This is a genomic window from Planococcus shenhongbingii (genome assembly GCF_030413635.1).
GTDB lineage: Bacteria > Bacillota > Bacilli > Bacillales_A > Planococcaceae > Planococcus > Planococcus shenhongbingii.
This window is the reverse complement of sequence record NZ_CP129235.1, coordinates 1,244,985-1,270,892: the sequence shown is the minus strand read 5'-3', so window position 1 is coordinate 1,270,892 and position 25,908 is coordinate 1,244,985. Positions and strand designations below refer to the sequence as shown.

General features: G+C 44.4%; 23 protein-coding genes, 1 other RNA gene and 1 riboswitch. Of the genes, 3 read left to right on the top strand and 21 right to left on the bottom strand.

Features of this window, described 5'->3' with window-relative positions:
- Window positions 1-73: 73 nt before the first annotated feature.
- The 10 genes from QWY16_RS06275 to QWY16_RS06230 form a co-directional block, all read right to left on the bottom strand.
- Window positions 74-892, bottom strand: a complete 819-nt coding sequence (locus QWY16_RS06275) for a MetQ/NlpA family ABC transporter substrate-binding protein (RefSeq protein ID WP_300992091.1) — start codon at window positions 890-892, stop codon at window positions 74-76.
- Between the two features lie 41 nt (window positions 893-933).
- Complete coding sequence (locus tag QWY16_RS06270) at window positions 934-1,602, bottom strand: methionine ABC transporter permease (protein WP_300992090.1); 669 nt, start codon at window positions 1,600-1,602, stop codon at window positions 934-936.
- Entirely contained in the window at window positions 1,595-2,620 is a 1,026-nt protein-coding gene (locus QWY16_RS06265; RefSeq protein WP_300992089.1) for a methionine ABC transporter ATP-binding protein, read from the bottom strand. Before QWY16_RS06265 ends, QWY16_RS06270 begins: the two co-directional genes overlap by 8 nt.
- Window positions 2,621-2,704: 84 nt before the next feature.
- Window positions 2,705-2,809, bottom strand: a riboswitch (SAM riboswitch).
- A gap of 33 nt (window positions 2,810-2,842) precedes the next feature.
- The gene (locus QWY16_RS06260) at window positions 2,843-3,169 is read right to left on the bottom strand and encodes a thioredoxin family protein (RefSeq protein ID WP_300992088.1); all 327 of its coding nucleotides are present in this window, start codon (window positions 3,167-3,169) and stop codon (window positions 2,843-2,845) included.
- A gap of 5 nt (window positions 3,170-3,174) precedes the next feature.
- The gene (locus tag QWY16_RS06255; protein ID WP_300992087.1) at window positions 3,175-3,513 is read right to left on the bottom strand and encodes a ribonuclease M5; all 339 of its coding nucleotides are present in this window, start codon (window positions 3,511-3,513) and stop codon (window positions 3,175-3,177) included.
- Window positions 3,514-3,649: 136 nt separating this feature from the next.
- A complete protein-coding gene (gcvH, locus tag QWY16_RS06250; protein ID WP_300992086.1) occupies window positions 3,650-4,030 on the bottom strand; it encodes a glycine cleavage system protein GcvH in 381 nt (126 codons plus the stop codon).
- Between the two features lie 70 nt (window positions 4,031-4,100).
- On the bottom strand, window positions 4,101-4,463 hold the full coding sequence (locus tag QWY16_RS06245; protein ID WP_300992085.1) for an arsenate reductase family protein: 363 nt from the start codon (window positions 4,461-4,463) through the stop codon (window positions 4,101-4,103).
- 91 nt (window positions 4,464-4,554) lie between these two features.
- Window positions 4,555-6,336, bottom strand: a complete 1,782-nt coding sequence (locus QWY16_RS06240; RefSeq protein WP_300992084.1) for an acyl-CoA dehydrogenase FadE — start codon at window positions 6,334-6,336, stop codon at window positions 4,555-4,557.
- 304 nt (window positions 6,337-6,640) lie between these two features.
- Window positions 6,641-7,816 (bottom strand): acetyl-CoA C-acetyltransferase, encoded by a 1,176-nt coding sequence (locus tag QWY16_RS06235; protein ID WP_300992083.1) that lies wholly within the window; start codon window positions 7,814-7,816, stop codon window positions 6,641-6,643.
- A 27-nt stretch (window positions 7,817-7,843) separates the two neighbouring features.
- Window positions 7,844-10,228, bottom strand: a complete 2,385-nt coding sequence (locus tag QWY16_RS06230) for a 3-hydroxyacyl-CoA dehydrogenase/enoyl-CoA hydratase family protein (protein ID WP_300992082.1) — start codon at window positions 10,226-10,228, stop codon at window positions 7,844-7,846.
- Between the two features lie 206 nt (window positions 10,229-10,434).
- On the opposite strand from QWY16_RS06230, the gene QWY16_RS06225 reads away from it, so the two are divergent.
- From QWY16_RS06225 to QWY16_RS06215, 3 genes are all read left to right on the top strand, one after another.
- A complete protein-coding gene (locus QWY16_RS06225) occupies window positions 10,435-10,755 on the top strand; it encodes a thioredoxin family protein (RefSeq protein ID WP_300992081.1) in 321 nt (106 codons plus the stop codon).
- A 63-nt stretch (window positions 10,756-10,818) separates the two neighbouring features.
- A complete protein-coding gene (locus QWY16_RS06220; protein ID WP_300992080.1) occupies window positions 10,819-11,283 on the top strand; it encodes an STAS domain-containing protein in 465 nt (154 codons plus the stop codon).
- 60 nt (window positions 11,284-11,343) lie between these two features.
- Entirely contained in the window at window positions 11,344-11,832 is a 489-nt protein-coding gene (locus QWY16_RS06215; RefSeq protein WP_300992079.1) for a C39 family peptidase, read from the top strand.
- On the opposite strand, the gene QWY16_RS06210 is transcribed toward QWY16_RS06215, so the two are convergent.
- The 11 genes from QWY16_RS06210 to QWY16_RS06160 form a co-directional block, all read right to left on the bottom strand.
- Window positions 11,794-12,717: a 5'-3' exonuclease gene (locus tag QWY16_RS06210; protein ID WP_300992078.1), complete on the bottom strand. Its 924-nt coding sequence runs from the start codon at window positions 12,715-12,717 to the stop codon at window positions 11,794-11,796. The genes QWY16_RS06215 and QWY16_RS06210 overlap by 39 nt on opposite strands.
- Window positions 12,718-12,866: 149 nt before the next feature.
- Window positions 12,867-14,363: a glycine betaine uptake BCCT transporter gene (locus QWY16_RS06205; RefSeq protein WP_300992077.1), complete on the bottom strand. Its 1,497-nt coding sequence runs from the start codon at window positions 14,361-14,363 to the stop codon at window positions 12,867-12,869.
- Between the two features lie 912 nt (window positions 14,364-15,275).
- Window positions 15,276-16,583: a CitMHS family transporter gene (locus QWY16_RS06200; RefSeq protein ID WP_300992075.1), complete on the bottom strand. Its 1,308-nt coding sequence runs from the start codon at window positions 16,581-16,583 to the stop codon at window positions 15,276-15,278.
- A 404-nt stretch (window positions 16,584-16,987) separates the two neighbouring features.
- On the bottom strand, window positions 16,988-17,956 hold the full coding sequence (locus tag QWY16_RS06195) for a tripartite tricarboxylate transporter substrate binding protein (RefSeq protein WP_300992073.1): 969 nt from the start codon (window positions 17,954-17,956) through the stop codon (window positions 16,988-16,990).
- Between the two features lie 73 nt (window positions 17,957-18,029).
- A complete protein-coding gene (locus QWY16_RS06190; RefSeq protein WP_300992071.1) occupies window positions 18,030-18,704 on the bottom strand; it encodes a response regulator in 675 nt (224 codons plus the stop codon).
- Window positions 18,705-18,722: 18 nt separating this feature from the next.
- On the bottom strand, window positions 18,723-20,324 hold the full coding sequence (locus QWY16_RS06185; RefSeq protein WP_300992069.1) for an ATP-binding protein: 1,602 nt from the start codon (window positions 20,322-20,324) through the stop codon (window positions 18,723-18,725).
- A gap of 181 nt (window positions 20,325-20,505) precedes the next feature.
- Window positions 20,506-21,576: an aldo/keto reductase gene (locus QWY16_RS06180; protein WP_300992067.1), complete on the bottom strand. Its 1,071-nt coding sequence runs from the start codon at window positions 21,574-21,576 to the stop codon at window positions 20,506-20,508.
- A gap of 212 nt (window positions 21,577-21,788) precedes the next feature.
- Window positions 21,789-22,142, bottom strand: a transfer-messenger RNA (tmRNA) gene (gene ssrA, locus QWY16_RS06175).
- An 82-nt stretch (window positions 22,143-22,224) separates the two neighbouring features.
- Window positions 22,225-22,689, bottom strand: coding sequence for an SsrA-binding protein SmpB (smpB, locus tag QWY16_RS06170; RefSeq protein WP_300992066.1), 465 nt, complete (start codon window positions 22,687-22,689; stop codon window positions 22,225-22,227).
- Window positions 22,690-22,742: 53 nt separating this feature from the next.
- The gene (gene rnr, locus QWY16_RS06165) at window positions 22,743-25,088 is read right to left on the bottom strand and encodes a ribonuclease R (protein ID WP_300992065.1); all 2,346 of its coding nucleotides are present in this window, start codon (window positions 25,086-25,088) and stop codon (window positions 22,743-22,745) included.
- Between the two features lie 25 nt (window positions 25,089-25,113).
- Window positions 25,114-25,860 (bottom strand): alpha/beta hydrolase, encoded by a 747-nt coding sequence (locus QWY16_RS06160; RefSeq protein WP_300992064.1) that lies wholly within the window; start codon window positions 25,858-25,860, stop codon window positions 25,114-25,116.
- Window positions 25,861-25,908 lie beyond the last annotated feature (48 nt).

Genomic DNA, 25,908 nt, shown 5'->3' with positions numbered 1-25,908 from the left:
AAAAAACTGGACATAGACTCAAAAAAATCGAGTCTACGTCCAGTTTTATGACGTGTGTAAAGCTATATCATTATTATTTGACAGGTACTACTGCCCCGCCCCATTCTTCTAAAATGAAGTCTTGGATTTCCTGTGATTTCAGGGTTTCCACTAATGCTTTGATATTTTCGCTGTCTTCATCGCCTTTATTGACTGCAATGATATTGACGTATGGAGATTCTGAACTTTCAAGTGCAATTGAATCTTCCAATGGGCTCAATCCTGCATCGATTGCATAGTTTGAGTTGATCAACAAAGCATCGCCTTCGCCTGCTTCATAAAGTTGAACCATCAATGCTGCTTCATAGTTCGCATCAAACTCAAGATTTTTCGGGTTTTCCACAATATCCTTCACTTCAGCAGTCGTTTTGTCTATGCCTTCTGCCAGTTTGATCAAGCCTTGAGCTTCAAGCATCGATAAAATACGGCCATGGTCAGCCACCGAGTTGCTCATTAAAATTGTTGCCCCTTCAGGAAGTTCTTCCAATGAAGCATATTTCTGAGAATAAACACCGATCGGTTCAATGTGGATTCCGCCTGCGTTTTCAAAATCATAGCCAAATTCCTTCTTTTGAGACTCCAAATATGGAATGTGCTGGAAATAGTTGGCATCAATTTCTCCAGCTTCTAAATCTTGGTTCGGCAAAATATAATCCTGATATGTCTCAATATCTAATTCAATTCCTTGCTCTTCAAGAAGCGGCTTTGCCTGTTCCAAAATAATTGCGTGCGGGACGTTTGAAGCGCCCACTTTTAATGTGCTTGTCTCTTCTTCGCTTGCTCCGCCATTGCCGCCTCCGCAGCCTGCAAGTACAAGTGCTGTCAATAATGATCCTGCTAGTAATTTTTTCATGTAACCGATCCCCTTTTTCTATGTTTTTTATAGTTCAGCTGTTAGCGTTTATCTGATTTTGTAGTCATTCGGTCACCAATAAACTGGATTGCGAAGACGATAATCAAAATCAAAATAGTTGCCATAAGCGTAACATCTTCCCGGCTTCTCTGGAAACCGTCCAAGAACGCAAGTGTTCCTAGGCCGCCCGCACCGATAATTCCGGCCATGGCAGTATATCCCACCAATGCAATCGCTGTAACTGTGATACCTGAGATTAATGCCGGTTTGGACTCTGGCAGCAACACTTTACGGATAATCGTCCAAGTTGTTGCGCCCATAGAACGCGCAGCCTCGATGACTCCTTTATCAATTTCCTTCAGCGCAATCAATACCATGCGCGCATAAAATGGCGCCGCTCCAATAATCAAGGCAGGCAATGCAGCATTCGGCCCTCGGATCGTGCCGATGAGAAATTTCGTAAACGGAATCAGCAAAATGATTAAAATGATAAACGGAATCGAACGGAAAATGTTGACGAATGCACCAGTCAACCAATTTACCACACTGTTAGCCCATAATTGTTTCGGTGCCGTCAAAAATAAGACGATTCCCAAAACCAATCCGATGACAAATGTAAAGAACGTCGACATGGCTGTCATATATAATGTTTCGAGCGTCGCTTCCCACATACTGTCCCAATCGACATTCGGGAATAATGACTCAATCATTTGCCATCACCTCCGTCTGTACACTTTCAGCGTTCAAGAACGCGAGAGCTTCGGATATCTGTTGCTGCGAACCTTTCATTTGTAATACCAATGTGCCATAAGCTCCTCGCTGCGTATGCGATATATTTCCTTGCACAATATTGATCTCTACAGGGTATTTCCGGATCAGCTTAGTCAAAATAGGCTGTTCCGTCTGTTCACCGACAAAAACCAATTTCACCAATTCGCCTGTCGGGTAAAGTTCCCGCAGATGTTTAATCGTTTCATGCGAATCTTCCGTATCGGTGACTTGAGCGACAAAGCGCTTCGTAATTGGCTGCTTTGGCGCCTGAAAGACATTCAATACGTCTCCCAGTTCAACGACGCGCCCGCCTTCCATAACAGCGACACGATGGCAAATCTTCCGAATAACGTGCATCTCATGGGTAATGAGAACAATCGTAAGCCCGAGACGTTTATTGATATCGACCAGGAGTTCCAGAATCGAATCGGTTGTCTGCGGATCGAGTGCTGAAGTGGCTTCATCACATAGCAGCACTTCAGGTTCATTAGCCAGCGCACGGGCAATGCCGACACGCTGTTTCTGGCCGCCCGACAGCTGGGACGGATAAGCATGTTCTCTACCCGTGAGCCCAACTAATTCCACCAATTCCTGAACGCGGGCGTCGCGCTTGTTTTTTGGAACACCTGCGATTTCAAGTGGAAATTCAATGTTTTCTTTTACTGTGCGTGACCACAGAAGGTTAAAATGCTGGAAAATCATACTGACTTTCTGGCGCGCTTTCCGCAGCTCTAGTCCTTTACTTGCCGAGATATTTTGGCCGTTTATTGTTACCGTCCCCGAAGTAGGCTTTTCCAATCCGTTCAATAAACGGATCAATGTACTTTTCCCTGCCCCGCTATAGCCGATAATGCCAAAAATTTCACCGGATGAAATCGACAGATCGACATGGTCGACAGCTGTTAAAGTGCCTTTGCCTGTGTCGAAAACCTTCGACAGTTCTTTTAATTCAATCATCCTTTTACAACTCCTAATCCAAAATAAAAAACCCTTCCGCGCAGAACTGAGCAGAAGGGTAACCGTGAAAACACGAAAACCGCTCTCTCATCTCCCAAAGCTTTTGCTTTGTGTGATTTGGCACCATTTCATTTTCATGACGGTTGCCGGGCTTCATAGGGCACTTCCCTCCACCACTCTAAATAAGAGTTACGATATGAAATTATTGTTCAGAAATCCAATTTACCATGCTCGACATTTTTCGTCAACAGATTTCAATTTCCCGTATAGGTAAGGCACAGACTGGAATGCGTAAATCTTTTCTTTCAGCTGCCCGTTTTCTGTAATGAGCAGGCAAGGTACACTTTCCACCTTGTACAATTCGGCAATTTCCTGAACAAAATTCAAATTCGCTTTGCCCATCGGCAAATCCGGGAACAACTCTTTTACGACATCCATCATTTTAGAAGCAACTTGGCATGTACCGCACATCGGCGTATATAAATAATAAGCCGCGGCAGAGCTAGTGTTCTTTTCTTTTAGCCAATCTTTATGTGTCCATTCTTTCATCGATTTCATCCCTCAGTTAATAACTTATTGACTTGAACATTTGCTGAAATCAGCACATCGAGCAAGATCCGGATCGGCGTCGCTGCCACTTCCTTGTAACTGCGATTGATATAAAAATGCCGGGCTTCAGGGAATTCGCGTTTAACAAGTTTCCGCAGCCGTTCACCTGATTTATCCGCATCCACCAATATGATGATATCCAAACCTTCATAAGGCAGCAATAATTCTTCAAGCCTCGATGCACTAACTGTACCATTTGTGCAAACAATCGTCACGGGTTCTGCAATGAGCGGCGCTATTCGTGTTTTATCCGTTAGCCCTTCAACCACAATTACTTTATCCATAAGTCAACACCTCGCTGATATATGATGAAAGATTAGGTGTAAAAGCTGCTCCTTATTGGATCAGCCTATAGATGCTTATTTCATCCAGTGCCCAGCTAGCAAAAAAAGCGCCAAGTAATAGGCGCTTTTTAGGATATTACTCGTTGATCATTTCCTGATATTGTTCAGCTGACATCAAGTCGTTGATTTCAGCTTCTTCTGGAGATTCGATTACCACCATCCACGCATTTTCATACGGAGATTCGTTTACAAATTCAGGACTGTCTTCAAGCTCAGTGTTGACTTCAATTACACGCCCGCTAATAGGCGCATAAAGCTCCGAAACAGTTTTAACTGATTCTACGCTGCCAAATGGCTCATTTCTTTTTATTTCATCGCCAACTTGCGGCAATTCTACGAAAACGATATCGCCAAGTTCAGCTTGTGCAAAATGCGTGATGCCAATACGTGCTGTACCGCCTTCAACTTTAACCCATTCATGCTCTTTAGAATAACGAAGTTCTTGTGGTGTGCTCATCGAAAACCCTCCAAATTATGTAGTGTACTCATTTCTCAGTTTGACATAAAGCCTGGGGAAATACAAGATTTCACTGCTCTCTCTTCCAGGTATTTTCAAACTCTTCTTCTTTAAATCCGAGTGTCGCTTTTTCCCCATCCCAAGCCAAGGGGCGCTTAATCAGCATTCCGTCTGACGACAGCAGCTTCAGTTGCTGATCTTCAGGCATTTCTTTCAATTTGTCTTTCAATCCGAGTTCCCGGTACTTCAAGCCGCTTGTATTAAAGAACTTCTTCAATTCAAGTCCGCTTTTCTCATAAATCCCACGAAGTTCGCTGTCAGACGGCGGTGTTTCAGCAATGTTTATTTCATTGTATTCAATGTTATTTTGTTCAAGCCATTTTTTTGCTTTGCGGCATGTTGTGCATTTCGGATATGCATAATAGGTAATCATTCTAAAACCTCCTTTTAACCAAGCTTACCAAAATTAGCACTCTTGGTCGATGTAAAAAAACGCAGCCGAAGGCTGCGTTTTCAAAGAAAGCTTAGACTACATATTTCTCTGCTTCCACTAATCTAACAGCTGCTTCCCGCTTTTTCGCAATCACGTTATACGGAGTTGAACGCGTCAGTTTACGCAGTGCAGAAAGCATCATGCGCTGATTGTCGCCTTCCACAGCCGCAAGCAATGTCTCTTTTGCGTCTTTCTCAATTTTGTCAAAGGCTTCTTGGCAATATATTTGCGTATACAACAATTTTTGCTGGGCTTTTTCTTCTCCGGATGCTGCAATCGCTTTTTCCGTGCGGAGCACAGCAGATTCCATCGCAAAGACGTTCGAGACGATATCCGCGATGTTCACAAGCACTTCCTGTTCTTGTTCGATCTTTGCACCATACGTCTGCGCCGCAAGGCCAGCTGCAAGCAAAGCGATTTTCTTGGCGTTTTTCACCAAGTATTTTTCCTGTGCCAACGCTTCTGTGCCAACTTCTTCCGGCATCATCATGAGCAATTCCTCTTGCAATTTCTGTGCGTGCTGCAATAAAGGAAGCTCGCCTTTCATCGCTTTGCGCAGCAATGTACCTGGTACCAGCAAACGGTTGATTTCATTTGTTCCTTCAAAAATCCGGTTGATGCGGGAATCACGGTAAGCGCGCTCGATTTCATACTCTTGCATGAATCCGTATCCACCGTGCAGTTGAACGCCTTCATCAACAATATAATCCAGCGTTTCTGTGCCAAAGAATTTATTCATTGAACATTCCACCGCAAATTCTGCAATCGCATCCGCCACTAACTTCCCATTGGCATGCTCTTCTTCTGTAAAGCCGCTCATGCGGTCTTCAAATAGACCAACTGTGCGGTATACCGAACTTTCCAATGCATACAATTGAGAAGCCATCGTCGCCAGTTTTTCACGCGTCAAATTGAAGGAAGAAATGGGTGTTTTAAACTGCTGGCGCTGATTCGTGTAAGGAATCGTGATTTCCATCGCACGTTTTGAACCGCCGACTGTGCCGACCCCTAGTTTGTAACGGCCGATATTCAAAATGTTAAATGCGATAATGTGGCCGCGCCCTGCTTCGCCCAATAAGTTTTCTACTGGCACTTCCGCATCCTGCAAGACTAATGTGCGCGTGGAAGAGGATTTGATGCCCATCTTCTTTTCTTCCGGTCCAACAGAAACACCGTCATAAGCACGTTCCACAATAAAGGCTGAGAATTTCTCGCCGTCAATTTTCGCATAAACAATGAACACATCCGCAAATCCTGCGTTTGTAATCCATTGTTTTTCACCATTTAATACGTAATGCGTACCGGCTTCATTTAACTTAGCCACTGTTTTTGCACCCAGTGCATCTGATCCGGAGCTTGGCTCTGTAAGGGCATACGCGGCAATCAGTTCGCCAGTTGCCAAACGCGGCAAGTACTTCTGCTTTTGTTCTTCATTGCCGAACAGCACAATTGGCAATGAGCCGATGCCAACATGGGCACCGTGTGTAATCGAGAAACCGCCCGCTTTCGACATTTTTTCCGCAATCAAAGCGGAAGCGATTTTATCCAGGCCAAGGCCGCCGTATTGCTCCGGTACATCGGCACCGAGAAGGCCGATCTCTCCAGCCGTTTTCAATAGCCGCACAGAATGCTCAAACTCATGGTTTTCCAGTTTCTCCACCACAGGCATTACTTCCGTATTCACAAAATCCTCGGTCGTTTTAGCGATCATTTTTTGCTCTTCCGTAAAGTCTTCCGGTGTAAATACTCGGGATAAGTCTGCATCTTCGATTAAGAAACTGCCGCCTTTGATTAACGTCTTAGATTCTGCCATTTTTTATTCCTCCTGTTTTATCGTTAGGTTATATTAAAATGCATGAATTTTTTAATCGATATTCCGCACAGCAGCTTCGCTTGCTGCGAACGTCTCCGCTGTTTTGCTCCAAAGTAATTAATAATCAAAGAGGTATATTAAGTAATCATACTTTTATAGAAAACCTATCCAGCGCAGGCGCGTCCACGGGCTAGGCGAAGCAAGAAGACAGGCGTTCTTTGCCTGGCTTCTTGCGAAAGCCATGCCCAAAGCGGCCTAAGCGGTATACAAAAAGCCATTTCTTCAATTCAACTTACTCAATAATTTACAGCATTTCAAAAACGCCGGCTGCGCCCATACCGCCGCCGATGCACATTGTCACAACGCCGAATTGTTTTCCTTGGCGTTTTAATTCACTCATCATCTTCATCGTCAAAATAGATCCTGTTGCTCCAAGCGGGTGGCCTAAAGCTATGGCGCCGCCGTTTAAGTTCACTTTATCGATATCAAGGTTGAGATGGCGGATGACGCCTAACGATTGGGAAGCGAAAGCTTCATTCAATTCCCATACATCAATATCCTCAATTGAAAGGCCAGCCAATTTCAATGCTTTCGGGATGGCGACAATCGGACCGATTCCCATCACTTCCGGCGGCACACCTCCTGTTGCAAATGAACGGAATTTTGCAATCGGCTTTAATCCGAGTGCTTCTGCTTTTTCCCGGTCCATGACCAACACCGCTCCGGCACCGTCTGAAGTCTGCGAAGAGTTTCCGGCAGTTACTGTGCCGCGGGCCGAGAAAGCTGCTCGGAGCTTGTTCAAGGATTGAATGCTTGTGCCGTGTCGCACGCCTTCGTCCATTTCAAACATGAATGTTTTTTCCTGGTATTTATTATTGTCATCGACGAAACGCTTAGTGACTTCGACCGGCACGATTTCTTCATCGAATTTGCCGGCAGCGATTGCTGCAGCCGCTTTTTCATGGGACCGGACAGCAAAAGCGTCCTGATCTTCCCGGCTTACGCCGTATTGAGTAGCGACTTGCTCTGCCGTATGCCCCATGCTCATATAGTATTGAGGAGCTGTCTCCGCCAGCTTTGAATTCGGCCGGATCACATTGCCCATCATCGGCACCATGCTCATCGATTCAACACCACCGGCTATGATTGCTTCTGCGCTTCCGACCATGATCCGTTCGGCTGCATAAGCGATCGACTGAAGCCCTGATGAACAGAATCGGTTGACTGTTACTGCTGATACCGTATCCGGCAATCCTGCCAATGCACCGATATTGCGTGCAATGTTCATGCCTTGTTCAGCTTCCGGCATCGCACATCCCATGATCAAATCATCTATCGGGCCATCATATCCGCCTGCCCGGTTTAATGCTTCCCGGACTACCAATGCGCCGAAATCATCCGGACGCACAGTAGCAAGAGAGCCTTTTTTCGCTTTGCCGACCGGAGTTCTGGCCCCGGCGACGATTACTGCTTCGCGCATGTGTTTTTCCTCCTTTAATATCTTCGATTAGTTGCGGAGCGGTTTGCCTTTGACCAGCATATGCTGCATCCGCTGCTGAGTTTTCGGTTTCGCAACCAAGCTTAAAAATGCTTCACGTTCCAGATCCAACAAGTATTGTTCATTCACTTTCGTACCGTATGGAAGTTTTCCGCCGGACAAGACAAAAGCGAGTTTCTTGGCGATTTTCAAATCATACTCTGTAATATAGCCGGATATGAACATGCCTTCTGCTCCGAGTAAAAGAGTGGCGTATCCAGGCTCACCGGTAACCGGCACTTTTTCGCGAATCGGTGCCTGGTAGCCATTTTCATATAAAGCAAGTGCTGCTTGTTTTGCATCATAAATCAGATGATCGCTGTTGACGCTGATGCCATCTGTGAAATTCAAGAAGTTATTTTCACGCGCTTCTTCTGCTGAAGTAGACACTTTTGCCATTGCAATCGTTTCAAACACATTGCTTGCGATATTCTGGTAATCGACCGTTACGCCGTTCGGCAGGCCTTTCAAGTGCTTGATGTAAAGTTCTTTGTTTCCACCGCCGCCAGGAATCAGCCCAACGCCCGCTTCCACTAAGCCCATATACGTCTCCATCGAAGCCTGGATATGTGCTGCATGAAGCGCAACTTCCGCGCCTCCGCCAAGCGTCATGCCGAACGGTGCGACCACTACAGGTTTGGAACTGTATTTGATTTTCATTAACGAGTTCTGGAAGGTCCGGATAGTGAAATCCAGTTCAAAGATATTGTCATCTTGCGCTTCCATCAGGATCATCCCAAGGTTCGCGCCGACACAGAAGTTCTTGCCTTGGTTCCCGATGACCAAGCCTTTGTAATTCTTTTCTACTTCATCTATTGCATAATTGATCATTTGCATAATGTCCAAGCCGATTGCATTTGAACGCGAATGGAATTCCAGCAGCAAAATGCCGTCTCCAAGATCAATCAAGCTTGCTCCTGAATTTGACTTCAAGACCCCGTTCTTTTTCTTATAACGTTTTAAATCAATCGCTTTTTCGTTGACTGGCACCGGCTGGTAATCGGTTCCATTAAAGAAATACAGGTTGCCGTTTTCTTCTTTATAGAAGCTCTCATTGCCGCTGTCGAGTAAACTTTGAACAAAGGCAGGAATCTGTAAACCTTCCTGCTGCATTTTTTCGACTGATTTTCGGACGCCGATTGCATCCCATGTTTCAAACGGCCCTTGTTCCCAGCCGAATCCCCATTTCATGGCATTGTCAATGGCCACTATATCGTCTGCAATTTCACCAGCTAATTGAGCGGAATACAGGAGTGTCGGCGAAAGGATGCTCCATAAAAGCTCTCCTGTGCGGTCGTTTGCGTAAACGAGCGTTTTAGTTTTCGCCGCAAGGCCTTTCTGTTGTTTTGCCATTTCTTGTGAAGGCGTTTTCAAATCGCCGGCTGGGCGGTATTCCAAGGTTTCCGGATCCAGTTCCAGAATTTCTTTGTCTTTTTTAAGGAAGAATCCTTGTCCTGATTTGGCACCGATCCAGCCTTTCTCAATCATCTTCTTCATGAATTCAGGCGTTTCAAACACTTTCTGTTCTTCACCGGAAGTCTGGTCATAAACATTTTTCGCTACATGCATGAATGTATCGAGGCCAACTACATCCAATGTACGGAATGTCGCTGATTTCGGGCGTCCGATCAACGGCCCTGTAACCGAATCCACTTCTCCGATGGAATACCCGCGGTTCTGCATTTCACGCAATGTCACCAACAATCCGTATGTACCGATGCGGTTGGCTATGAAATTCGGCGTATCTTTCGCAATCACAACGCCTTTACCCAATCGGTCTTCTCCGAATGACGTCATGAACTGAAGAACTTCAGGTGCCGTCGTGTGCGCCGGAATGATTTCCAGGAGTTTCAAATAGCGCGGCGGGTTGAAGAAATGAGTACCAAGAAAATGTCTGCCAAAATCTTCTGAACGGCCTTCAGCCATCCCGTTGATGCTGATGCCGGATGTATTGGATGAAACGATTGTGCCAGGTGTTCTGACAGCATCAATTTTTTCATAAAGCGATTTTTTAACTTCTAAATTTTCAACGATTACTTCGATGATCCAATCCACGTCTTTCAATTTCTCCAAGTCATCTTCCAAGTTTCCTGGTGTAATCAGCTGCAAATTCTTTTTAGAAGTCAATGGTGCCGGTTTCTGTTTCAACAGTTTTTGAATAGATGTGGCGGCAATCCGGTTTCTCACCTGCGGATGTTCTAATGACAATCCTTTTGCCTGTTCTTCTTCCGACAATTCGCGAGGAACGATATCCAGCAGTAAAACCGGAATTCCTATATTTGCAAGGTGTGCTGCAATTCCTGAACCCATTACACCGGAACCAAGCACCGCTGCTTTTTTAATTTGGTAAGCCAATGAAAAACCCTCCTCGTTTTTTTGAATGAACCCTCATTCATTTTTTACTTAAAAAAATAGAACGCTCTCTATGTCCTCAGTGTAAATTATTTTCATTGTTTTCGCAATATTTAATCGTTAAAATTATTGAACTCTTTGAGTTCAATCTCTTCCCGAAAGTTATCCGGCATTGTAAACTGGTTTAGAGACATTTAGGAGGAGATTTTATGAAACCCATTACATCAACTGAACAATTCAATGAAATCATCGAAGGAACTGAACCAGTAATCGTTAAATTCCAAGCCGGCTGGTGTCCGGATTGCACGCGCATGGATATGTTCATCGATCCAATCATCGAAGAATACAACGAATACAAATGGTTTGACGTGAATCGTGATGAATTGCCTGAGCTTGCAGAAAAATACGACGTTATGGGCATTCCCAGCTTATTGGTTTTCAAAAACGGTGAGAAAACAGCCCACCTTCACAGTGCTCATGCAAAAACACCTGAATCGGTAACAGACTTTTTAGCAAGCCAGAAGAAATAGACAACCGTCTATTTCTTTTTTTGCGCTATAATAAAAATCAATAATAGAAATAGAGGTGTCTTAATGGATTCATCGCAAGAAATTAGAGAGTTAAAAGAACTGGTGCTGCATTATGAAAAAGTGATTCAGAATATGTCGGCTCCAATCATTCCTTCCATTGTGCCCGATACGATTCTCGTTCCAATCGCCGGTTTTATTTTCCGGAACCGTTTTGAAACAATCCGCACGAAAGTGCTTCAATACGCATCTGAACACCGTGATATCGAGTGCGTCATTTTTGACTTTACCGGTGTGCGGATCGAAGATGTGGAAACATTCGATTACAACGAATTAGCCTCTGAATTGTCCCAGCTCAATAACGCTCTCAAGCTGATGGGCCTCCGTCCAATTTATGTCGGCTTTAATCCGCGCTTTGTCCGGGAAATTGTCCATGCGGGCATACAAGTGGAACTGGAAGTTTTTAATACATTCCGGGCAGCGCTGAAGAAACTCCTGGCGGAAAATGAAAGATCCTTGTATTCAATTTAAATGCCATCCAAGAACGTTGAGGAGGTCTGAAAACTGAAAATTCTTCTTCCATTTGAAGGCATGTCTCAATACGCTGCAGCGATCGATGCCAAAAAACAGCGATCTGCCTGTGGGCCGACCACCATTGCCGCTATTCTAAAGCATCATGAAAAAATTGATTATGGAATTGAGCAGCTTTATGGCCTGCTTGGCACTACGCCAATCGGCCTTTTTACTTGGCGGCTGATCAAGAACTTCAAAAAAGCCGCCGGCCAGCGCTATCATATTGAAAAAGTCCGTTCATTGGAAACAGTTAAAAGTGAACTGCTTGCCGGGCGGCCGCTCGCAATGAAATTCGACCGCTATTTTTCATTCCGCTGGTTCTCTAAACCTTTGTATGACTACCACTGGGTGCCGCTTATCGGATTTGAAGACGAGGACGATGATGTGGTCCTGTATATTCACGATAACGGAAAAAGAAACCGCCCGAGTAAAATACGGGCGGTTTCTTATAATGAAAACCGAAACGTCTTAACGTTCGTAAGGATCTGTCCGGTCAAAAGGAGATAGTTCCGGAATCAAGCTTTTTTCCAATTGGCGCGCCAGCAGTTTCAATTCCTGGCCGTCGAACAGTTCGACCATATCGCTTGTATAATTCGGCACCACTATTTCATCAAGAGCCACAGCGAGCGGAATATCGCATTTGATGACAGCCAGTTCTTTAGATAGCAGCAGCATATCCTTATGCTCTTCTATCTTTTTCTTTTGGGCAGGTTTCAATTCGTCAATCGCTTCAAGCACTCCATCGGTCGATCCGTATTTTTTGATGAGCTCCAAGGCAGTCTTCGGTCCAATCCCTTTTACTCCCGGGTAGCCATCGCTCGCGTCTCCCATAAAGGCTTTGACATCCGCGAACTGGTCTGGCTCGATGCCATATTCTTCTTTAAACCGGGTTTCAGTGTAAACATCGTATATATGATAACCTTTTTTCATAAAAGCGATTTTCACGGAAGGGTTTAAGAGTTGCAGCATGTCTTTGTCGCCTGTCATGATGGTGAAATCTGCTTCACCTTGCCATTGCTTTGTAAACGAGCCGATAAAGTCGTCAGCTTCGATGCCGGCTTCTCCGTAATTCTTCCAGCCAAGCTGCTCCGATACCTTTTTTGCCAAATCGAATTGATGCAGCATATCTTCCGGCGGCGCTGGCCGGTTTGCTTTGTACCCGTCAAACATTTCAGTACGGAATGTCTGTGCCCCCATATCCCAGCATACTGCCAGATGCGTCGGCTTCATCATGGTTTTAGCGGCCAGAACGTGCCGTGCAAATCCCTGTACGCCGTTAGTTGCCAGCCCTTCCGTCGTCCGGAAATACTGTCCTACTGCGGAAGTTGCAAAAAAAGAGCGGAATAACAAAGCCATTCCATCTACTAATAAAACATGTGGTCTTTCATTCATTGTAAATCCTCCATCCTTTATCAAACACTCTCCCCATTATACCTCTTACTCACCGTAAAAGTCGGATTCGACCTACTGGCAATCAGTAGGATAACATCCGTTGATTGAGTTTCTTTTTAGCCAACAAAAAAACCGCCGAAGCGGCGGTTTTAACGTTTGCGTTTGACTGCTTTGAAATCAAGACTGATTGATTTGTAAAACGATATCATCATTAAGAGTATGATGAACGAGAACGGAAAAGCAGCTATGATCAACGAAGTTTGAAGTGCACCTAATCCACCAGTTGACAATAAAACTACAGCAATCAGTGACTGAGAGATACCCCACGATATCTTAACGGAATTGGCTGGATTTAGCGATCCATTTGTCGATTGCATTCCTAACACAAAGGTTGCCGAGTCTGCTGATGTCACAAAGAAAATAGCAATCAGCACAATAGCAATGACTGACAAGAAGGAGCCAATTGGCAGTTGTTCAAATACAGCGAACAAAGTTTCTTCCGTCAACAGGCCAGTTAAATCTGTCCCTTTATTCTGCACATCCATGGCCGCCGTGCCGAAAGTCGCAAACCAAATGAAACTGAAAACAGCTGGAATCAAGAGAACCCCTGACAAGAACTGGCGAATTGTCCGGCCTTTCGAAACCCGGGCAATAAAGATTCCCACAAAAGGAGCCCAAGAAATCCACCAGGCCCAGTAAAACACAGTCCAGCCATCTATCCAGGCTCGTTCATCTGAATTGACCGGTGCAGTACGGAAACTCATCTGAGCCAAATTTTGCAGATAGCTTCCGATCGTATCCGTGAAAGTGTTGAGAATAAGCAATGTCGGACCTAATACAAGTACTAAAATCAATAAGAAAATAGCCAAAACCATATTCGTATTGGACAAGTATTTAATCCCTTTACTTACTCCGCTCCATGCGGAAACCGTGAACATTATGGTTACAATAATGATAATGATGACCTGGACGATGAAATTATTGCTTGGAATTCCTTCAAATAAGAAGGATAATCCTCCGTTAATCTGTATTGCACCAAATCCAAGTGTGGTGGCCACCCCCATAGCGGTAGCAAAAATGGCAATGACATCGACCAGCGTTCCCCATGGCCCTTTCATTTTATCACCGAAGATCGGTTTTAACGTTGCTGATATTAAACCAGGCTCACCTTTTCGGAATTGGAAATAGGCCAGTACTAATGCTACGGCACCATATATAGCCCATGCGTGGATTCCCCAATGGAAAAAGGTGAAACGCATCGATTCCCGGAATGCTTCGGCAGAACCTGGCTCTGCAGTTGCCGGATCAATGGCAAAGTGAGATAGTGGTTCAGCTGACCCCCAAAAGACCAGGCCAATCCCCATTCCCGCTGAAAATAGCATGGATACCCATGATATAAACGAAAATTCCGGTTTGTCATTTTCTTTCCCCAATTTGATTTTCCCCATCGGGCTGACGAGGAAAAACAGACAAAATAGAACTATGAACGAAACGACCAATAAATAATACCATCCAAACGAAGTTGTCAGGAATGACTCTATATTGCCTGTAACTTCTGCGAAATTTTCTGGCGCGAATGTACCGTACGCAACTGCCAATAAGACGACGGCAAGCGAAATCCAGAAAACATTGGTTACTTTTTTCATATAGTATCTCTCCTTCTCTTTTAACACATTTCTTTATGTTAAAGAATATTGGAAGTGATGTCAAATCAGCTTCTATTTGAAAAGATTTAGAATCATAAGTCTTTGAGTTGCAATATGCATATATTAAAAAGAATGGAAGAAACCCCACCAGTAGATGATTTCGTTTCCTTCTTCTAAGAGCCTTTCTAGCAAGTTTACCTCTTGAACCATTTGTACAAGTTAATTATTCACCATATACAATAATTCTATTCCCTTTCTCTTTTTAAATTATCCCTTAACTTCCCTTCTTCAGAAAATAAAAATACCGCCATTCAATTGAATGGCGGCCAGAATGTAGACTAAGTGTACTAGGAATGAATAAAACGGTATAACCCCCAACCGGTTCGGCCACTTCGCTTTCCGTGGGCACGGCCTTAGCCGCTTCCTTCGCTTCGCTCAGTCCAGGGTCTTCGGCTCGTGTCGCTTCGCTGCTCCCACAGGAGTCTCGTGGCCGAATCGGCTGGGGGTGTCGCTTTACTTCAAGGAATCCCTTCCATCCAGGATGCCTCTTTTCAGATAAGTGAAGAGAAGCAGCATCCGGTTTTTATTTCACTTCAGGTTCCGCAGCGGAAACCGGCGAGGGCAAAGATGTGCTCCTACATCGCTGCGCTAGCTTCGTCGCAAAGGCTTGGCCTTACTACCTTCGGCCAATGCCTTTCCTGCGGGGCAGCGTAGCGACGAAGTGCCGAAATCCACTTGGGCGCCCGTCCCAAGTTAGTTCGGCGCGAGCCCGCGGAAAGCGTCCGGTTGAAGCGCAGGAACCGGGGGGAGAACCTTGTTTTTTGTAGTTATTCACGTGATTGAAAGTAGGATTCTTTTGTCTACAAGCTCCACCGCCATTCAATTGAATTGGCAGTAACATATACGAATGACTTAGAAAGTAAGAACTCCGAAGGCAAGTGCTGCGAATATCATAACAAAACACGATCCCAATGCCCATTTAAATATGAATTTTTGATGGTCTCCGAACTCTACGCCAGCCATCCCTACAAGCAAGTAAGCAGATGCTATTAATGGGCTCATGGCATGGACGGGTTGGCCAAGCAGTGATGCACGTGCAATTTCTACCGGGTCTACGCCATAAACTGCTGCAGTTTCAGCTAAAATCGGCAATACGCCAAAATAATAGGGATCGTTTGCCATAAAGTAAGTGAACGGAATACTGGTGACAGCTGTAATAATCGCAAAATACGGGCCAGCCGATTCTGGAATCACGGCAACTAAACTGTTAGCCATCGCGTCAACCATTTCTGTTCCTGACAGGATTCCCGTAAAGATGCCGGAAGCAAAAACCAATCCGACTACTGCCAAGACGTTTCCTGCATGATTGGATATTCTTTCTTTCTGGTCATCCAATTTCGGATAGTTGATCATAAGCGCTATGACAAAAGCAATCATGAACAAAGTCGATAATGGCAATACAGACGCCACCAAACAGATGATCAATGTAACGGTTAACAGAAAATTGATCCAGATTAATTTTGGCCGCTTCGTATTTTCCATAGCGGCAGTTGCACTTAATTCACTGATAACAAGTTTTTCTTCCTTTGAATATTGAATCTCTGCAATTCCTAAACGTTTGCGCTCTCTTTTTCCTAGGACAAATGCTGTAAATAATGTCCATAAAATCCCGGCTGCCATAACTGGGATAAGCGGCGTAAAGACATCTGCTACATCAAGTTGAAGTGCAGCAACCGCTCTTGCAGTCGGCCCGCCCCAAGGCGTCATGTTCATGACACCGAATGAAAGCATGGCTACACATGTCAAGATAAGCGGATTCATTCCAATGCGTTTATAAAGCGGCAGCATTGCTGTTACAGTGATCATATAAGTGGTCGTCCCGTCGCCGTCAAGTGCGACAGCCATGGCAAGAACAGCGGTACCTATGACGATCTTCAGTGGATCCCCTTTAACGATTGATAGTATTTTTGACACTAGCGGATCAAACAATCCCGCATCAATCATGATACCGAAATACAGAATAGCAAACATCAGCATGACTCCCGTCGGTGCCACTTGCTTAATCCCTTCCAGCATCATATCACCGAGGCCTGTCCAAAATCCTCCCAGCAATGCGAAGATAATCGGTATCGTCACTAACGCAACCATCGCGGACATCCGCTTGGTAATGATTAAAAACATGAATACACCGATCATTGAAAACCCTAAAAGTGCTAACATATTTATTCCCCCTCTATTGTTCTTCCATTGTCCGTTGATAAATTCAATAAATAATTCAACAATTTAGATATTGTTTATTAATATAGATGAGCTACACAGCTATGTAAACGTTTACAAAATATTGTTATTTAAATACTTAAAATCTATTTCGTACATTAAAACTATTGTCAGATTTTTCTGCTCCTTTTATTTAAAGTGCAAAACAATAAAAAGAGGCTCCCATAGGGTCTGTTTTAACTCTCCGCCAGCCTGCATAAACCGGCGGAAATACTAACACAGTTATCCCTAAGGCAACCTCATGATAAGATGATTTCTATATTTTAAAGTGTCTACAGAACAAGAAATGGATGCCGAAAATATTTATTTTGTTAAATCCATTTCAGCTTTTTTATTTATCCAGAAACTTATTCGTTTCCCTCATTAGTCTTCATCAAATCCTCATACATCTTACTTTGCTGTTCTAGAAATTGAGTTGTTTCACTGCTATTCATATAAAAATCTTTCCACATATACTTCTCGAGCGTTTGCTGCCATTGTTCTGTTTGCACCATTTTTTCAATCGTCTGATCCCAAAATCGAATTTCATCTTCCGTCATATCAGGCGGTCCCATAATGCCGCGCCAGTGCTCGAATACAATTTCAATTCCTTCTTCTGACCAAGTCGGGACTTCAGGCAGTTCTTTTAACCTGTCATCAGACGAGATCACGAGTATTTTCACTTGATCAAGGTCATAGTATTTTTTCGCTTCCGCTAACGTCATGGTTGCCACATCTATTTGCTTTTTCAATAAGGCATCCACTACGTTGGCACTGTTTTCATAAATTTGAAAGTTAAGTTTTTCCGGCTGCACGCCAGCTCGTTTGCTCGCCAGTACAAACGACAGTTGATCATCATTTCCTAATCTGGGAGAAACGCCAATTTTATAATCATGCGGTGCATCTTTCAGGTTTCCCATCATGGTTTTGGCACTATCAATGCTTGAATCTTTTGAAACCACCACCACTTCCCACTCTGTAGCCAATATCGCCAATGGAGTAAAATCTTTATAAGTCAACTGGCTTTGGCCCAATAAATGATTCGTGATAAGCAAGCTGGAGTTGACCGCTAATACGGGATCTTTCTGCTGCTGCGTATATTTCCAGCCTAGTTCTCCGCCAGCCCCAACTTTATTGAGTACATGAATCTCCCCATCAATCAGGTTTTCACTTAGTAAACTGTCCTGCATCGCTCGTGCCGTTATGTCCCATCCTCCGCCAATTGACCCGGCAACAATCGTGACTTCCTCTGTTGCCAGTTCCTGATTTTCTTCAGGAGTACATCCCGTTAAAAGAATGGCAACAAATATGGAAATGGTCATTATCTTTTTTCTCATTCTTTATCCCTCGTTAACTTAATGAAATAAACCATGGCGTATTCCTATTCGCCAAAGTTGCCATTTTCTTGAATCATTCTACAAAGTAATATTTTCTTTGAGGCCTTCCGACAATCCCGTACTCATGTTTTGCTACGCAGACATTTACCGAAACCAAATACTCCAAATATCTCCTTGCCGTCGTTCGGGAAATCCCCATTTCTTCACTCATTTCATCAATGGAAACGCCTTTCAGTCTCTCCACTACAACTTTCACTTTATCCAAAGTATGGCCATCTACACCTGTCGGAAGATCATTTTGCATGGCAACTGGCTGCTTTGCAGATCCAAATAGTTGGTCGATCATTTTTTGATCTACTTCACCATTAGAGCCGAGCAATTTTCTCTTTCTTTTAAACTCTTCAATCGTTTCCACAAACTTGTCCATGGTTACTGGCTTTAAGAGATAATTGAAAACACCGTATTTGACGGCTTTCTCAAGCATCGCTTTTTCGGTAGCAGCAGTCACCATAATAATATCGACCAGCGGATAACTTTCCCGTATTTTCGGCAATAATTCCGTACCCAGTTCATCAGGCATATAAATGTCCAGCAACAGCAAATCCACTTCATTTTCACGTAAAAGATCCATCGTTTCCTTCGCATTTAATGCCTTTCCCACCAACTTTACATCGCTTACTTTTTGCAAGAACTGCTCCTGTACTTGAGCAATCCGAAAATCATCTTCTGCTATAACCACTTTAATCATGGTATTTCCCTCCTGAGTTTATCCCATCATTTTTTTTGGGAGGTAAACGGTAAAAATAGTCCTGCTTTCTTGTTCAGTGCTTACTTCAATTGTGCCGCCCAAGGATTCGACAATGCGCTTCACGTTGAATAAGCCGAATCCTCTATTTTCACCCTTCGAGGAGTATCCCATCGTAAATAGCGCATCTAATTTATCGTTTGGAATTCCTTTTCCATTGTCCGTTACTTCTATTATAATATCGTTGCCAAAATCCGTAATTGAAAATGCCACTTTCTTCTCTTGCTGCTGCTCTACTGCATCAAAGGCATTATCAATCAGATTGCCAATAATGACAACCGCATCTGCTGCCTCTATATGGCTTGGCAACGGATCGACATAGCTGTCAGGATCCACTTCAAAGTGAATTTTCTTTTCCGAAGCCTTTCCAATTTTCCCCAACAAAATAGCCTGGACATTCGCATCGTGAATTTGATTGAACAAAATCTGGTTTTGATGCTTATGTGTGACAGACTCTTTCTGGATAAACTCAAATGCATCCTGGTATCGCTCTAATTGCAATAACCCGGACAGCAAAAATAATTTATTGGCATATTCATGGGTTTGTGCACGAAGCCCTTCCGAATACTCACGAACCTCTGTTATCGTATTCATCAGATTCTTCAATTCTGTTTTATCCCGGAAACTGGAAACAACGCCTGCCACCTGGCCATTTTCAATAATCGGAATGATATTGAAGATGAAAATCTTTTCATTAATCAAGACCTCTGCATTATTAACCGATTTCCCTGTCTGTAACACGTCATCTATTTGAATCTGTTGAAGAAATTGGTTGAGGGGCTGGCCTATAAGGTTGTCCTCATCAAAATCTAACATCGACTTCGCTGAATGATTGATCAACGTGATCCATCCATTTTCATCAATCGCTATAATCCCTTCTTTGACGGATAACAGAATGGCGTTTCTTTCCCTATACAAGGCAGCAATTTCGTGCGGCTCCAGTCCCAATGTATCTTTTCTAATACTTTTCGCCAGAAATATGCCTCCCAATATTCCCACCAGCAAAACAATCAAAGAGGCAATCATAATAACTCTGATTCGTTCATAGATACTTTGGTAAATATCCCTTTCCAAAAATTCGACGGACACGGTCCCAATGATTTGCGTGTATTCACCGTAATCCGCAATGATCGGCACTTTCCCGATGATCACAGTTCCTTGTTCCCGTTCCACTTCAAAATTATTCGAGCCCCCGAAAATTAATGCCCGGTAACTGATAGGATCGATGCTCTCTTGGCCAACGAGACTTGGATTCACATGTGAATAAATGATTCTTTCGCGATCTTCGATGACGATATCCGCTGCATTTACTTGATCTTTTATCTGCTCAGCAATTGGGCGGAAGCGGCTGTCTGCATCATTTTCTTCAATGGCCTCCCGAAGTTCAGGCAAAAGAGAAATCGTCTTGGCCGATTGCAAAGCCAATTGCTCCACTTGGTCCCTGGTATCTACAGATTCTAAATAAGCGAAGATACCGGCAAGCAGAATTACGATAAAAAGGATCAGCGCACTGATCAGCCCAAGTATTTTGGTTTGTAATGGAATGTTTTTCATTTTATTCATTAGCATGACTCTTTTCTTAACATTACGATTATTTTCTCATCACTCATTATAGCTTATGGGATTCTAATTGGGGGTTTGAATCTTATCTTTATGATATAAAACAAATAGAAAAACGCACCGCTTGCAGAACTGGTTTAACGTTCTGCAAGCGGTGCATTTCTTCTTAAAGAATAAACTTTAGCTAATTTTCAATTCCCATCGACTGTCTATACCCTTTTAGATAGGGAATTTCAGAGGAACTGCCCAGCTCCATTGAATTCATTGCCCGGTGCCAGTGTGGATAGAGAGGTGCCGGCCTAGCGACTGATTCAATCCGGTCATGCTCATCCGCAGTGAGCTGAATTTCAAATGAAGCGATGTTTTCCTTCAATTGCGCCTCGTTGCGGGCTGCGATGACTATCGGACCGACATTCGGGCGGTCCCTCACCCAAGAATATGCGATTTGCGGAACGGAGGCGTTGTGGTTCATCGCAACCTCTTCCAGGGCATCAATCACTTGGTAAAGGCGTTCTTGGTCCTGAACCCAAGGCTCCGGCCATCCGGTGCCTTGGCGCGTATTGTCAGGGGCTTGTTTATGCCGGCCAATCTTTCCGTTGAGCAATCCTTCGCCGAGCGGACTCCAGATCATCGAACTGACGCCAAGTTCCGCTCCTGCCGGCAGCAGCTCATACTCCGCTTCCCGTGCTTCTGGCGTATAGTAGATTTGCTGGGTGACCGGTGGGATGCAACCCAGCTGCTGTGCAACTGAATAAGTTCTAGCCAGTGCCCATCCGCTGTAATTTGAAACACCCCAATGCCGGATTTTTCCGGATTTAATCAGGCTCGTCATCGTTTCCACCGTTTCTTCGATTGGTGTCTGCCCATCCCATAAATGGACCAAATACAAATCCAAATAATCTGCTCCAAGCCGCTCCAAGGTTTGGTCAATGGAAGATAAGATATTGTTTCTTGAAGCACCTCGAACGTTCGGATTTTCGCTTAAAGGAAAGCCCGTTTTCGACGTCAGCAACACTTCATCGCGGCGCCCTTTAATAGTTGTGCCAAGTACTCTTTCAGCATCACCTTTCGAATAAAGATTTGCTGTATCAAACATATTGATTCCAGCTTCTAAAGCCAAATCCACCATCCGCCGAGCTTCTTTTTCTTTGATGTTGCCGGCTGCTTCAAAACCATTTGTGCCGCTGAACGGGACAGTTCCCAGTATGTATTTGGGTACGCGTAAGCCTGAGTTTCCTAGATAGATATATTCCATAAGATCCTCCTATCGAATAAGCATTAGTTTTACTAATGCGGGATATTAGTGGATTACCCTACTGTTGTGTCAGTAAAACTGCTTGTAATGCCGGCTGGATAATTTATTAGCGTTAGATTTGGTTAATGCTAAAAACAGTTATCGCAGAAATAACAAAAAACGCCAAAACCTCATAAAAAGGTTTTGGCGTTTTCTTAAAATCCTTTTTCTCCAAATGGAGACGGCGGGAGTCGAACCCGCGTCCAGAAACTCCGCTACTTGAGCGTCTACGCGTGTAGCTTACTTATTAGGGTTTCATGCGCCATTCTGCCAGTAAGCAGGCGTCCTGGGCACTAATTTGAGAATCTCTTGCCGGCAGCTCAAATGGCACTGCAAGCCGTATCCCACTAAAGTTGAGCTTTACCTAGCCACATGGGCGATGGATAGATAAAGCAGATCCGAGCTTACGCTGCGAATGCTAGGTTTTGGTTTGTTTTGCCAGTTACTATAGTTACGTTGGTGACGGAGCCGATCCTCCGACGCGCGACCCAAGCCCAGATCATCCCTGTCGAATCCGTAACGTCCCCTCATTATAAAGGAACACGGGAAGGCGATGAGCCTTATGTGCTATAACATTATTATAAGGCAATAATGGTCAGACATCAAGTGTTAACGGTTGCGGTCTTTCATAGCGCGGTCAATTTCTCGTTTTGCGTCTTTTTTCTTTAAATCCTGGCGCTTATCGTAGTTTTTCTTACCTTTACCGATACCGAGCAGCACTTTTGCATAGCCGTCTTTCAAGTACATCTTCAACGGAATGATTGCCGATCCCTGCACTTTTGAGACGCCTACAAGTTCATTGATCTGCTTTTTATGCAGCAACAGTTTCCGGACTCTTGTCGGATCATGGTTAAAGATATTGCCCTGCTCATAGGGCGCAATGTGCATATTGGAAATCCAGGCTTCGCCGTTCCGGATCCGAACAAACGCATCCACCAGCTGCACTTTGCCGTTTCGTGCAGATTTGATTTCAGTTCCTTGCAGCACAATTCCGGCTTCAATCGTTTCTTCGATGAAATAATCGAATCCTGCTTTTTTGTTTTGTGCGATAACTTTTCCTTCGCCTTTTGCCATGCTGTTTTCACCTCAAATAGATTCAAAAAGGGCGGCAGTTGAGCCGCTCCTTGTTATTTCTTTTTGCGTCCTGGACCTTTGCCCTTAGCAACGCCTTCATAAAACTTTTTCTTTTTGTTTTTCGGTTTGCGGGTCGGACTTCCTGGCTTGTCGCCTGGTTTGCCACCCGGTTTCCCGCTTCTTCCCGGCTTTTTATCGCCGTCTTTTTTCGTGGCGCGGATGACTTTTGGTGCGTCTTTTCTCGTGCGGCGCACGCTCTGCGGCATGCCGACGATTTCAAAGTCGATCGATGATTCTTCCGGCTTGACGCCAATCACTTTCACTTGAATTTCGTCCCCGATGCGGAACTGGCGTTTTGAACGCTCACCCATCATCATCATCTGGCGGTCATCGAAGCGGTAGAAATCATCCGTCATGTTCGACACGTGGACTAATCCCTCAATCGTATTCGCCAATTCGACGAACAAGCCGAAATTCGTTACGGAAGAAATGATGCCTTCAAATTCTTCGCCGATTTTATCTGCCATGTATTGTGATTTCTTCAATGCATCTGTGTCGCGTTCGGCATCGACTGCACGGCGTTCGCGCTCAGACGTATGTTCAGCAATTTCATCCATATGCGCTTCCCAGTGCATGATGGTCGCTTTCGACAAGTCTTTATTGATCAAATACGTGCGGATCAAACGGTGAATGACCAAATCCGGGTAACGGCGGATCGGCGATGTGAAATGCGTATAAAATTCACTGGCAAGCCCGAAATGGCCTACGCTTTCAGCCGAGTATTTCGCCTGCTGCATAGAGCGCAGCATCATTGTCGAAACGACCGCCTCTTCTGGTGTGTCTTTGATGGAATTAATAATTTCCTGCAAGGCGCTCGGATGCACTTGCGTACCGCTGCCTTTTACCATAATCCCAAAATTGGTGATAAATTCGAAAAAGCGCTGAAGCTTCTCCGGCTTCGGATCTTCGTGAATCCGGTAAAGCGAAGGCACGTCCATATTATGGAAATGTTCTGCTACCGTTTCGTTCGCCGCCAGCATGAATTCCTCGATCAACCGTTCGGAAACCGTGCGTTCACGAACCACGACATCCACCGGATAGCCATCTTCATCAACAAGAACTTTTGATTCTTTAAAGTCGAAATCGATCGCTCCGCGGCGCATGCGGCGTTCTCTGAGAATTGCAGCCAAGTCTTTCATCAACTCAAACATTGGAACAAGATCTGCATACTTTTCTTTCAGTTCCTGATTGTCCGTTTCCAGTATTTCATAGACATCTGTATATGTCATCCGTGCGGAAGTATTAATGACGCTTTGAAAAATATCATGCGAAAGTACTTCGCCCATATCATTGAAAATCATTTCACACGACAGCGTCAAGCGGTCCACTTGCGGATTCAGTGAACAGATGCCGTTCGACAAGCGGTGAGGAATCATCGGGATAACCCGGTCCGTCAAATAAATACTCGTTGCCCGGTCATAAGCTTCCCGGTCAATCGGTGATCCTTCTGTGACATAATGGCTGACGTCGGCGATGTGGACGCCCAATTTATAAGTTCCATCCTCTAATTTCATCACTTGGACAGCGTCATCCAAATCTTTTGCATCGGCGCCATCAATCGTCACAATCTGCTGATCGCGCAAATCGCGCCGATCTTTTAAATCTCCTTGATCGATTTCTTCCGGCACATTGTTCGCTTGCTCCAGGACATCCGGTGGAAATTCTGTCTCAATGCCATGTTTATGAATAATGGATAAGATATCAACGCCGGGATCATTTTTATGGCCCAAGATCTGTGAGATGATTCCCGTTGCGGACATCCGTCCTTCCGGCCAGCCCGTAATTTCGACAACGACTTTATGGCCATCAACCGCGCCAAGTGTATCGTCTTTTGCGATAAAGACGTCCATATTCAATTTCTTATCATCCGGCACGACAAAACCGAAGCCGCGATTGTCTTGGAAGGTGCCGACCACTTTGGAAGTGCCCCGTTCCAGAATCCGGATAATAGCGCCTTCTCGACGGTCGCCTGCTGAAGCCTCCGATACACGAATCATGACTTTATCGCCGTTGACCGCTCCATTCACTTCGTTCGGTGGAATGAAAATATCATCCAAACCGGCTTCTTCCGGTGCCACAAAGCCGAAGCCTTTGGCATGGCCGATGAATTTCCCGCGCATCAGATTCATCCGCTCCGGTACTCCGTAACGGTTGGCACGCGACCGGACAAGCAGCCCTTTTTCTTCAAGCTTCACCAAGGTTTTCACCAATTCTTTAAATTCATCGGCATTCTCAAAGCCGAATTGCTCTTCTATTTCCTGTACAGTCAGCGGTTTATAAGCGTCTTCACGCATAAACTCCAATAACCGTTGGTCCAATGTCATTTCTTTATTTGCCATACTGAATTCCTCCTCTAAGACGGTCTCACACGCTCCAATCGAGCGATTCGAGAAATGCTAAAATGTCTTGATGCAATTGTTGTTTTTCTTTATCGAGCGTAATGACGTGCCCGGATTTCTCGTACCACTTGATATTTTTCTGGAAAGATTCTGCTTCTTCATAAATAATGTTGGCAGAATCGGTATCGATCACATCATCCAATGAACCTTGGACGACAAAAAGCGGAGCGTATACATGATCCACCTGTCCTCTGACATGGCCAATCAATTTCCGTAAATCGGCAAGTGACTCCATTGGAGTTTCTTGAAACTTCTTCATTTCTTCTTCGATAACTTGTTCGTCTTTTCCTTCATACTTCTTATAATCCCGGGCATATTTTAACACGCCTTCATACATCAATTCGGTTGTTTTCATATGCATAGGCGCACACATTGTGATGAGTCCCTTTACAGGGAATGTATACCCTATCTTCAGTGTAAATACGCCGCCAAGCGATAAACCGGCAACGGCAATTTCCTCATAACCTTCTTCTTTTAATTGGTTATAAGCTTTCTCAACATCTTTCCACCAGTCTGCCGGACCTGTAGGAAGCAATTTCTCCGGCTCCACGCCGTGTCCCGCATAATGGGGAGCAATAGACGTATAGCCCTGTTTTTCAAGAAAACGGCCGAGCATCCGGACGTCCGCTGAGTTCCCTGTAAATCCATGCAGCAAAAGCACGGCTCTTGGCCCTGCCTTAAAGAAAAATGGTTTTGGCTGCGAAATCCGCATAAATATCCTCCATTCATTTCAATTTGTATCAGTTGGACTACATATTTT

Excerpts from the sequence above, each read along its gene's own strand:
- QWY16_RS06275 (WP_300992091.1), bottom strand. The coding sequence starts at position 892 with ATGAAAAAATTACTAGCAGGATCATTATTGACAGCACTTGTACTTGCA.
- QWY16_RS06270 (WP_300992090.1), bottom strand. The coding sequence starts at position 1,602 with ATGATTGAGTCATTATTCCCGAATGTCGATTGGGACAGTATGTGGGAA.
- QWY16_RS06265 (WP_300992089.1), bottom strand. The coding sequence starts at position 2,620 with ATGATTGAATTAAAAGAACTGTCGAAGGTTTTCGACACAGGCAAAGGC.
- QWY16_RS06260 (WP_300992088.1), bottom strand. The coding sequence starts at position 3,169 with ATGAAAGAATGGACACATAAAGATTGGCTAAAAGAAAAGAACACTAGC.
- QWY16_RS06255 (WP_300992087.1), bottom strand. The coding sequence starts at position 3,513 with ATGGATAAAGTAATTGTGGTTGAAGGGCTAACGGATAAAACACGAATA.
- gcvH (WP_300992086.1), bottom strand. The coding sequence starts at position 4,030 with ATGAGCACACCACAAGAACTTCGTTATTCTAAAGAGCATGAATGGGTT.
- QWY16_RS06245 (WP_300992085.1), bottom strand. The coding sequence starts at position 4,463 with ATGATTACCTATTATGCATATCCGAAATGCACAACATGCCGCAAAGCA.
- QWY16_RS06240 (WP_300992084.1), bottom strand. The coding sequence starts at position 6,336 with ATGGCAGAATCTAAGACGTTAATCAAAGGCGGCAGTTTCTTAATCGAA.
- QWY16_RS06235 (WP_300992083.1), bottom strand. The coding sequence starts at position 7,816 with ATGCGCGAAGCAGTAATCGTCGCCGGGGCCAGAACTCCGGTCGGCAAA.
- QWY16_RS06225 (WP_300992081.1), top strand. The coding sequence starts at position 10,435 with ATGAAACCCATTACATCAACTGAACAATTCAATGAAATCATCGAAGGA.
- QWY16_RS06220 (WP_300992080.1), top strand. The coding sequence starts at position 10,819 with ATGGATTCATCGCAAGAAATTAGAGAGTTAAAAGAACTGGTGCTGCAT.
- QWY16_RS06215 (WP_300992079.1), top strand. The coding sequence starts at position 11,344 with ATGTCTCAATACGCTGCAGCGATCGATGCCAAAAAACAGCGATCTGCC.
- QWY16_RS06210 (WP_300992078.1), bottom strand. The coding sequence starts at position 12,717 with ATGAATGAAAGACCACATGTTTTATTAGTAGATGGAATGGCTTTGTTA.
- QWY16_RS06205 (WP_300992077.1), bottom strand. The coding sequence starts at position 14,363 with ATGAAAAAAGTAACCAATGTTTTCTGGATTTCGCTTGCCGTCGTCTTA.
- QWY16_RS06200 (WP_300992075.1), bottom strand. The coding sequence starts at position 16,583 with ATGTTAGCACTTTTAGGGTTTTCAATGATCGGTGTATTCATGTTTTTA.
- QWY16_RS06195 (WP_300992073.1), bottom strand. The coding sequence starts at position 17,956 with ATGAGAAAAAAGATAATGACCATTTCCATATTTGTTGCCATTCTTTTA.
- QWY16_RS06190 (WP_300992071.1), bottom strand. The coding sequence starts at position 18,704 with ATGATTAAAGTGGTTATAGCAGAAGATGATTTTCGGATTGCTCAAGTA.
- QWY16_RS06185 (WP_300992069.1), bottom strand. The coding sequence starts at position 20,324 with ATGAATAAAATGAAAAACATTCCATTACAAACCAAAATACTTGGGCTG.
- QWY16_RS06180 (WP_300992067.1), bottom strand. The coding sequence starts at position 21,576 with ATGGAATATATCTATCTAGGAAACTCAGGCTTACGCGTACCCAAATAC.
- smpB (WP_300992066.1), bottom strand. The coding sequence starts at position 22,689 with ATGGCAAAAGGCGAAGGAAAAGTTATCGCACAAAACAAAAAAGCAGGA.
- rnr (WP_300992065.1), bottom strand. The coding sequence starts at position 25,088 with ATGGCAAATAAAGAAATGACATTGGACCAACGGTTATTGGAGTTTATG.
- QWY16_RS06160 (WP_300992064.1), bottom strand. The coding sequence starts at position 25,860 with ATGCGGATTTCGCAGCCAAAACCATTTTTCTTTAAGGCAGGGCCAAGA.